The sequence below is a fragment of the Magnetospirillum moscoviense genome (assembly GCF_001650635.1).
Lineage (GTDB): Bacteria > Pseudomonadota > Alphaproteobacteria > Rhodospirillales > Magnetospirillaceae > Magnetospirillum > Magnetospirillum moscoviense.
The window spans coordinates 1-7,405 of record NZ_LWQU01000013.1 but is presented as its reverse complement, the minus strand read 5'-3'; the positions used below and the strand labels follow the sequence as shown (position 1 = coordinate 7,405).

Sequence of the window (7,405 nt, the reverse complement as noted above, 5' to 3'; positions counted from 1 at the left end):
CAAGTCATGAAAAACGCTATTCTGATGCCGCACGGTGTTGCTCCAATTCGTGTCCAGGAGACGCGCCAAACGTCTGAACACGAGTAGAATCAACGCCGTGCACTCAGTCCACTAAATTAAACCGGACAGCAGTGGATCAAGTCCGGGCATGACGGTTATCGGGCGGGACGGATTTCCAGCCGGCTAAAGCAGGCTGCCCTGCCGTCCGTCCTCGCGCCCCTTGGGTTTGGGCTTGGCGGCCGGCGGCGGGGCGGCGCCCTCGCCCACGGTGACGGACGTGTCGCCATCCTTGAACTCGACCCGCCAGTGGGCGCCGGGGGCGGCATCGGCCGCCGCCACCACATGGCCGTCCACGTCGCGCACCACCGCATAGCCGCGTTCCAGCACCTTGCGATAGGAATAGCTTTCCAAGAGCTTGCCCTGGCTTTCCAGGCGCTGGCCCTGGCGCTCGATGGCGCGGGAAAGCGCCTCGGGCAATCGCATCGCCGCTTGCGTCAGGCGCAGGCCATCGCGTTCAAGGCGCGCTGCCTCGCCCGCCTTGGCCTTGTCCAGCGCGTGGGTCAGCCGGGCCGACACCTTATCCAACTCGCCCTGGTGCCGCATCATCAGGTTGGGCAGCGCCAGCCGCAGCCGCTCGGCGCGGTCGTCCAGCTTCAGCCAGGCCTCTTCGATCACCCGGCGCGGATGGGGCAGTGCGCGGGCGATGGCCTCGACCCGCAGGCGGCGCTCCTCGATCCCCCTTGTCAGGGCGTTCAGCAGGCGCGATCCGCAATCGGTGACCTGATTGATCAGCTCGGCCCGAACCGGCACCGCCATCTCGGCGGCGGCGGTCGGCGTGGGGGCCCGCAGGTCCGAGGCGAAATCGATCAAGGTGGTGTCGGTCTCGTGGCCGACGGCGCTGATCAACGGAATGGCCGACGCTGCCGCCGCACGCACCACCACCTCTTCATTGAAGGCCCACAGATCCTCGACCGAGCCGCCGCCGCGCGCCACGATCAGCAGGTCGGGACGGGCGACCTGCCCGCCTTCGGGCAGCGCGTTGAAGCCTTCGATGGCGGCAGCGACCTGACCAGCGGCGCCGTCGCCTTGCACCGCCACCGGCCACAGCAACACATGCGACGGGAAGCGGTCGGCCAGGCGGTGCAAGATATCGCGGATCACCGCCCCGGTCGGCGAGGTCACCACGCCGATGACCCGGGGCAGGAACGGGATGGGCCGCTTGCGGCCCTGATCGAACAGGCCTTCGGCGGCCAGCTTGCGGCGACGGTCTTCCAGCAGCTTCAGCAGGGCGCCCTGGCCGGCCAGCTCCATCCGCTCGACCACCATTTGGTATTTGGACCGACCGGGATAGGTGGTCAGGCGGCCGGTGGCGATCACCTCCATGCCGTCTTCCGGGGCCATGCCCAGCCTTGCCGCCTGGCCCCGCCAGCACACCGCGTCCATCACCGCGTCGGCATCCTTCAGCGCGAAGTACAGATGGCCCGAGGAATGGCGCTTGAAGCCCGAGATCTCGCCCCGGACGCGGACCAGCGAGAAGGTCTCCTCGACGGTGCGTTTCAGGGCTCCGGAAATCTCGGAGACGGTGAATTCGGGGACGTTGGAAGGCGGGCGGGCGTCGGTGTCGGTCATGGCCGGATGATGGCGTCTGGCAGGCGCTCTGCCAAGTCTGCTATTGTGTCGCCATGCACGTCGATAAGGTCCTGCCTGACGAATTGTTGAAGCCGCTGGTATCCGCTTTGGCTCCCAAGCGGGTGATCCTGTTCGGATCGCGGGCACGCGGCGACGCCCATCCCGACAGCGACTGGGATTTACTGGTGATCCTGGACGACGACGCCCCGCCGGAACGACTGGGTTGGCGCGCCCGGCACGAGGCGCGCAAGGGGTTCCATCGCGCCGTGGACATCGTTGCCTGCCGGGAATCGGCCTTTCGCGCCAGGCGCGACATTGCCGGCACCTTGCCGTTCGCCGCCGACAGCGAGGGAATCGTCGTTTATGAGCGGGAATGACCCCCGTGCCGAAGAGGCTGCGCGGTGGTTCGCCTTGGCCCGTGACGATCAGGCCGCGTCGATCGCCTGCCTGGCCGCGCGACTTCCAGGAATCGCCGCCTACCACGCCCAGCAATCAGCCGAGAAAGCCATCAAGGGATTGCTGGTCTTGGCCGGCGCCGCCTTCCGCCGGATTCACGACCTGGATGAACTGGCGGAAACCGCCGTTCCGGCCTATCCGGACCTGAGCGATTGTCTTGATCGCCTGCGGCCTTTGACCTCGTGGGGGGTCGATTACCGTTACCCCGGGGCCGATGACATCCCCACACCCGAGGACGGCGAAATTCGGGCGGTCCTGGTCGATATCGACCAGCTTCTGTCTCGGGGCTCCCCTGGGGAAGATTGAAAACCCCGCCGACCGTGCTACAACCCGGTCGGAATGGATCGACGCCTGGAGACGGTCATGAAGGTTCTGGTGGTGGGCGGCGGCGGCCGCGAACATGCGCTGTGCTGGAAGATCAAGCAATCGCCCCTGCTTTCCCGCCTGTGGTGCGCGCCCGGCAATGCCGGCATCGAAAGCGTCGCCGAATGCGTCGCCATCGGGGCCGAGGATGTCGCTGGTCTGGTGGCCTTCGCCAAGACCAACGCGGTCGATCTGGTGATCGCCGGCCCCGAGGCGCCGCTGGTGCTGGGCCTGGCCGACCGCCTGAAGGAAGAAGGCATCCGGGTGTTCGGCCCGACCCAAGCCGCCGCCCTGTTGGAAGGCTCGAAGGGCTTCATGAAGGACGTGGTGTGGCAGGCCAAGATCCCCACCGCCTGGTACGGCCGCTTCACCGACATCGAGGCGGCCAAGGCCTTCGTCCGCGAGAAGGGTGCCCCCATCGTCGTCAAGACCGACGGGCTGGCCGCCGGCAAGGGCGTGGTGGTGGCCATGAGCCTGGACGAGGCCTTGAAGGCCGTCGACGACATGATGGGCGACAAGGTGTTCGGCGCCGCCGGCGACGAACTGGTGATCGAGGAATTCCTGGACGGCGAGGAAGCCAGCTTCTTCGCCCTGTGTGACGGCGCCACCGCCATCCCCCTGATCGCCGCCCAGGACCATAAAAGGGTCGGCGACGGCGATACCGGCCCCAATACCGGCGGCATGGGGGCCTATTCCCCCGCCCCGGTCTTCACCGATGCGCTCTGCGATCAGGTGATGGAAACCTGCATCCTGCCGGCGGTCCGCCAGATGGCCCAGATGGGCAAGCCCTATACCGGCGTGCTGTTCGCCGGCCTGATGATCAAGGACGGCCAGGCCAAGTTGCTGGAATTCAACGTCCGCTTCGGCGACCCGGAATGCCAGGTGCTGATGGCCCGGCTGAAATCCGACCTGCTGCCGGTGCTGGCCGCCGCCGCCGATGGCAAACTGGACGGCATCCGCCTGGAATGGTCGGACGAGTGCGCCCTGGTGGTGGTGATGGCCGCCCAGGGCTATCCGGGGTCCTACCAGAAGAATACCGTGATCGGCGGGCTGGACGCGGCAGGCCAGGTCGAGGGCGTGACAATCTTTCATGCCGGCACCGCCCGCGACGGGTCGGGCCAGGTGGTCGCCACCGGCGGGCGCGTGCTGGGTGTCACCGCCATCGGCACCGATGTCGCCACCGCGCGCGAACGCGCCTATCTGGCCGTCGATGCGCTGGACTGGCCGCAAGGCTTCTGCCGCCGCGACATCGCCTGGCGGGCGCTGGCGCGGTGAGCCTGGCCATCCCCTCGCTCGACCGGCTGACCGGCGGCTTCAAGCCCTATGCGCTGCTCAGCCTGTTCTGCCTGATGCTGTTCGCCCCCGGCTTGGCCGAGCTGCCGCCGATGGACCGCGACGAATCGCGCTTCATGCAGGCGACCCGGCAAATGCTGGAAACCGGCGACTATATCCGCATCCAGTTCCAGGGCGAGATGCGGGCCAAGAAGCCGGCCGGGGCCTATTGGCTGCAGGCGGGAAGCGTTGGCTTGCTGTCGCACCCGGCCTCGACCCAGACCTGGCCCTACCGGCTGCCCTCGGCGCTGGCCGCCTGGGCCGCCGTTTTGATGACCTTCGCCTTCGGCCGCGCCCTGATCGGCGAACGCCCGGCCCTGATCGGGGCCATGCTGCTGGCCGCCTGCACCATGCTGGTATCCGAAGCCCATCTAGCCAAGACCGACGCCATCCTGCTGGCCCTGGTGGTCGCCGCCCAGGGGCTGCTGGCCCGCTTCTACGTCGCCGCCCGGGCCAAGGATGCCGCCGCGCCGTCGGGTGGCGGCTGCGGCACCTCGTCCGCCAGCCCCATCAAGATGCCCGGCACCTGGGAAGCCTTGGCCTTCTGGCTGGTCCAGGGCGCGGCCATCCTGGTCAAGGGGCCGGTGGTGCCGGTGATCAGCCTGTTGACCATCGCCGCCCTGGGCATCGCCGACCGTCAGGTGCGCTGGCTGGTGCCGATGCGCCCCGTGTTGGGCACCATCGTCGCCGCCGCCATCGCCGCGCCGTGGTTCGCCGCCGTGTCGCAAGCCACCGGCGGCGCCTTCGTCGGCGAGGCGGTCAAGGGCGACCTGCTGCCCAAGCTGTTGGGCGCCCATGAAAGCCATGGCGGTTATCCCGGCCAGTATCTGGCCTTGTCGGTGGTGCTGCTGTGGCCGGGCTCGCTGCTGCTGTTGCCGGCCGCGACCAAGATGTGGGGGCAGCGACACCGCCTGGCCTTCCGCGTGCTGCTGGCCTGGGCGGTGCCGACTTGGATCATGTTCGAGCTGATCCCGACCAAGCTGCCCCATTACGTGCTGCCGGCCTTCCCGGCCCTGGCGCTGATGGGCGCCGCCCTGGTGATCGAGGGGCTGGAAGCCTTTCATACCAAATGGGCGCGGGCGTGGTACGGCTTGTGGTGCCTGGTCGGCCTGACCCTGGCTGGGCTGGTGGTGGCTTTGCCCATCGTCCTGGGCGGGGGCTTCGTCTGGCTGTCGGTGCCGGCGGCGTTGGGCATCGTACTGGCCACGCTTCTACCGGCCACCCTGGCCTGGCGGGGCCGCCTGCCCGAGGCCGCCCTGGCCCTGGGCCTGACCGCGCTGGCGACCTATCCGGTGCTGTTCCAAGGGGTGCTGCCGTCGCTGGACCGCATGTTCCTGTCGCGCGGCGCGGCGCAAATGGTCAAACTGGTGGGATCGGACGGCCCGGTGGTCAGCGCCGGCTTCTCGGAACCCAGCCTGGTGTTCTGGCTGGGCACCGAGACCAAGCTGGCCGACGGCTCGGCGGCCGCCGCCCATCTGGCCGCCAACCGCCGCGCCCTGGCGGTGGTCGAGGACAAGCAGCAAGCTGGCTTCCTTGGCCGTGCCGCCGAGCTTGGGCTGGTTCTCGAGGAATTCGGCCGGATCGACGGGTTCAACTATTCGCGCGGCAAGCGCGCCGCCTTGACGGTCTATGGGGTGAAGTCGCCATGATCAAGCCGGACATCAGCCTGATGGAACGCCTGGCCGTCGCCTGGGAAGGGCTGCGCCTGGCAGCGTCTGATGTCCGCCGTTTCGCCAAGCCGCACCTGATCGCCCAGGCCGCCCGGACCAAGCGCTTTCCCCTGGCCTGGTCGCTGGTCTATGTCGTGCTGTTTTGCGGCCTGGCGATGCTGATCATCGACCGGCCGCTGGCCCGCCTGCTGAAGGCCCATGTCGGCGGCGATATCGAAGGCTTCTTCAAGGTCGTCACCCATCTGGGCGAAGCCCAGTTGTATCTGATCCCGTCGGGCATCGCCTTTGTCGGCATGCTGGCGGCGTCGCTGCGCGCCGTCACCCCCGAAGCCGCCGATCTCTGGCGCCGGCTGTCGGTGGCGCCGGGCTTCATGTTCCTGACCGTGGCGGTGTCCGGCCTGATCAGCAACGCCATCAAATTCAGCGTCGGGCGCCTGCGGCCGCGCTATCTGTTCGAGCAGGGCCTTTACGGCTTCGAGCCGTTCAACACCGCCTGGGGCATGAACTCGTTCCCGTCGGGCCACAGTCAGGCCGGCTTTGCCGCCATGACCGCGTTGATGGTGATCTTTCCGCGTTACGACCTGTTGTGGCTGCTGATCGCCACCCTGGTCGCCTTAAGCCGGGTGGTGACCACCGTCCATTACCTGTCCGACGCGGTCGCCGGCAGCTTCCTGGCCATCATGGTCACCGTCTTGCTGGCCCGCCTGTTCAAGGCGCGCGGCCTGGACCCGCAATGGCGGCTGCCCAGGGATTGGCGATAAGGCCTAGCGGGGCGTGATTAGGGTTAATTGCGCCCCGTTCAGCGGCCATTGCGGCCGCGGCCAAGCAAACCGGAGGTTTGCGCTAAGGCAGAGGGGCAATATCTAGCGCACCGGACGCAGCGGCATGCCCTGGCTGTAATCGTGGCTGCCGCCAGGTGGCACCGCAGGCACCGCCGATTCCCGCACGCACGATCCCGGATAGGGCGAGACCGGCCCCTGATAGCCGGGCGGCGGAGAATTCTCGACACAGCGAACCTTGACGCTGCCATCGTGGTTGATGGCCTTGTCGGGGCTGGCGACCGGCGGGGCGGAACCGACGCAGGCGGCCAGCGGCATAATAAGGATCAGGGCGCGTAGTCTGGTCATCGGCTGGCCGGGATGTCGAGATAGGGTGGCAACTGGCCGTCATAGACCAGTTCCTCGATGGTCCGGCGCAAGATGTCGAGGCTGAGCCGGTTGTTTCCGGCCGCCAGCACCATCGCCAGATAGGGCTCCAGCAAGGGCACGATGCCGACCCGTTCCATCTGCTCGCCGGGCAGGCGCTTCCGGGGTGGGGCGACCCGGTTGACATGTTCCAGCGCCAATTCCTGAACCGCCGCCTTGAACAGGCTTTCGGTGGTGTTCTTCTCGAGAAGCTGCTGGTATTCGCGGGAATCGCGCTCGGCGCGGATATGTTCGGCCTTGGCTTCGGGCAAGGGTGCGATGCCGGCCATGGCGTCCAGTTGCGCCATCACCTTGGCCGTCATGCGCGCCGCCACCAGTTCCTCTTCCGGCGTTGCGCCGTTGGCGACCGAGCGCGCCATCAGCGAACGCAGCCGGTGCAGCAACCGATCCCGCATCCCAACATCGCGACTGGACGGAGCATTCATGCCAAAGCGCACCAAATCCTGGGCCAGAGAATGGAATCACTGTACGCCAGCCATCGTTCTCTCGCCAGCGGTGTAAAAAATGCCTGCTGGGGGGTGACTTCCGCGCAATCTGCCCCTAAAGTTAGACACAGGTCATCGCTCGTGTCCTGCCCCCGAAATTCACATGGCGAATTCCGGGGATAAGCAGGCCACTCATTTGTTGAATTGTGTGGTGATTTTGTAATTCGCAGCGCCATGCGAATTACAAAAGGCTCTATTCGCAATTCGTATTGATATCGTGTAGAATGGCGGAAACGCGGGAGGTTTTGCGCGATGGATCGGAAGG

At 67.1% G+C, this 7,405-nt stretch carries 8 protein-coding genes; 5 read left to right on the top strand and 3 right to left on the bottom strand.

What is annotated here, in order from left to right:
* Positions 1 to 183 precede the first annotated feature (183 nt).
* The gene (gene xseA / locus A6A05_RS00875; RefSeq protein WP_068496548.1) at positions 184 to 1,629 is read right to left on the bottom strand and encodes an exodeoxyribonuclease VII large subunit; all 1,446 of its coding nucleotides are present in this window, start codon (positions 1,627 to 1,629) and stop codon (positions 184 to 186) included.
* Positions 1,630 to 1,682: 53 nt separating this feature from the next.
* Here xseA and A6A05_RS00870 point away from each other — a divergent pair, with 53 nt between their 5' ends.
* From A6A05_RS00870 to A6A05_RS00850, 5 genes are read left to right on the top strand one after another with little or no spacing between them, the layout of a single operon-like run.
* Positions 1,683 to 2,006, top strand: a complete 324-nt coding sequence (locus tag A6A05_RS00870; protein WP_068496546.1) for a nucleotidyltransferase family protein — start codon at positions 1,683 to 1,685, stop codon at positions 2,004 to 2,006.
* Complete coding sequence (locus A6A05_RS00865) at positions 1,993 to 2,391, top strand: HEPN domain-containing protein (protein WP_068496543.1); 399 nt, start codon at positions 1,993 to 1,995, stop codon at positions 2,389 to 2,391. Before A6A05_RS00870 ends, A6A05_RS00865 begins: the two co-directional genes overlap by 14 nt.
* Before the next feature lie 57 nt (positions 2,392 to 2,448).
* Complete coding sequence (gene purD, locus A6A05_RS00860) at positions 2,449 to 3,723, top strand: phosphoribosylamine--glycine ligase (RefSeq protein ID WP_068496554.1); 1,275 nt, start codon at positions 2,449 to 2,451, stop codon at positions 3,721 to 3,723.
* On the top strand, positions 3,720 to 5,429 hold the full coding sequence (locus tag A6A05_RS00855; RefSeq protein ID WP_245644111.1) for an ArnT family glycosyltransferase: 1,710 nt from the start codon (positions 3,720 to 3,722) through the stop codon (positions 5,427 to 5,429). The genes purD and A6A05_RS00855 overlap by 4 nt, the downstream gene beginning before the upstream one ends.
* On the top strand, positions 5,426 to 6,211 hold the full coding sequence (locus A6A05_RS00850) for a phosphatase PAP2 family protein (RefSeq protein ID WP_082910590.1): 786 nt from the start codon (positions 5,426 to 5,428) through the stop codon (positions 6,209 to 6,211). Before A6A05_RS00855 ends, A6A05_RS00850 begins: the two co-directional genes overlap by 4 nt.
* Before the next feature lie 102 nt (positions 6,212 to 6,313).
* Here the strand turns inward: A6A05_RS00850 and A6A05_RS00845 are convergent, their stop codons facing one another.
* Positions 6,314 to 6,577: a hypothetical protein gene (locus A6A05_RS00845; RefSeq protein ID WP_156520833.1), complete on the bottom strand. Its 264-nt coding sequence runs from the start codon at positions 6,575 to 6,577 to the stop codon at positions 6,314 to 6,316.
* Positions 6,574 to 7,050, bottom strand: coding sequence for a hypothetical protein (locus A6A05_RS00840; protein ID WP_068496540.1), 477 nt, complete (start codon positions 7,048 to 7,050; stop codon positions 6,574 to 6,576). The genes A6A05_RS00845 and A6A05_RS00840 overlap by 4 nt, the downstream gene beginning before the upstream one ends.
* Between the last annotated feature and the right edge of the window lie 355 nt (positions 7,051 to 7,405).

Coding starts and splice junctions, on each gene's coding strand:
- A6A05_RS00850 (WP_082910590.1), top strand. CDS start 5,426: ATGATCAAGCCGGACATCAGCCTGATGGAACGCCTGGCCGTCGCCTGG.
- purD (WP_068496554.1), top strand. CDS start 2,449: ATGAAGGTTCTGGTGGTGGGCGGCGGCGGCCGCGAACATGCGCTGTGC.
- A6A05_RS00870 (WP_068496546.1), top strand. CDS start 1,683: ATGCACGTCGATAAGGTCCTGCCTGACGAATTGTTGAAGCCGCTGGTA.
- A6A05_RS00865 (WP_068496543.1), top strand. CDS start 1,993: ATGAGCGGGAATGACCCCCGTGCCGAAGAGGCTGCGCGGTGGTTCGCC.
- A6A05_RS00840 (WP_068496540.1), bottom strand. CDS start 7,050: ATGCGGGATCGGTTGCTGCACCGGCTGCGTTCGCTGATGGCGCGCTCG.
- xseA (WP_068496548.1), bottom strand. CDS start 1,629: ATGACCGACACCGACGCCCGCCCGCCTTCCAACGTCCCCGAATTCACC.
- A6A05_RS00845 (WP_156520833.1), bottom strand. CDS start 6,577: ATGACCAGACTACGCGCCCTGATCCTTATTATGCCGCTGGCCGCCTGC.